Source organism: Nitrosomonas supralitoralis (assembly GCF_003011925.2).
In the GTDB taxonomy this organism is placed as follows: domain Bacteria; phylum Pseudomonadota; class Gammaproteobacteria; order Burkholderiales; family Nitrosomonadaceae; genus Nitrosomonas; species Nitrosomonas supralitoralis.
On sequence record NZ_PXXU01000226.1, the window covers coordinates 1 to 305 of the forward strand.

A 305-nucleotide genomic window follows, 5' to 3' on the forward strand; every position below is an offset into this window, starting at 1 on the left:
TGGTGAGCCGTCCGCGCGTGTGCCATTGACTACTGTGGAGCCCGGCGTTTGATTAAATGCGGCTTCCGCAGCCGGATTCGACGCTGTTAGATCTGCAATCAGATTACTGATCGTACGCGGCTGTGAATCAAACACGGCGCCTTTGGTTTGAGAGTAATGGGTTGATTGGCCTACGGCTTGCCCACCCGGGCCGTCTGGATCAAATGTGATCTGCTCGCCAGGGCGGAAGAAAATATCCAGTCCACGGGGGAAAACCTGATCAGCGGATCCAAACAGCGAATTTCCCGGCAGCAGGTTATTGTATA

General features: G+C 54.4%; 1 protein-coding gene. It reads right to left on the reverse strand.

Translation table 11 applies throughout. The features are described 5' to 3' along the window. Positions 1–305, reverse strand: a 305-nt coding sequence (locus C7H79_RS18245; protein ID WP_172592515.1) for a hypothetical protein, incomplete at both ends; no start/stop codon positions are given.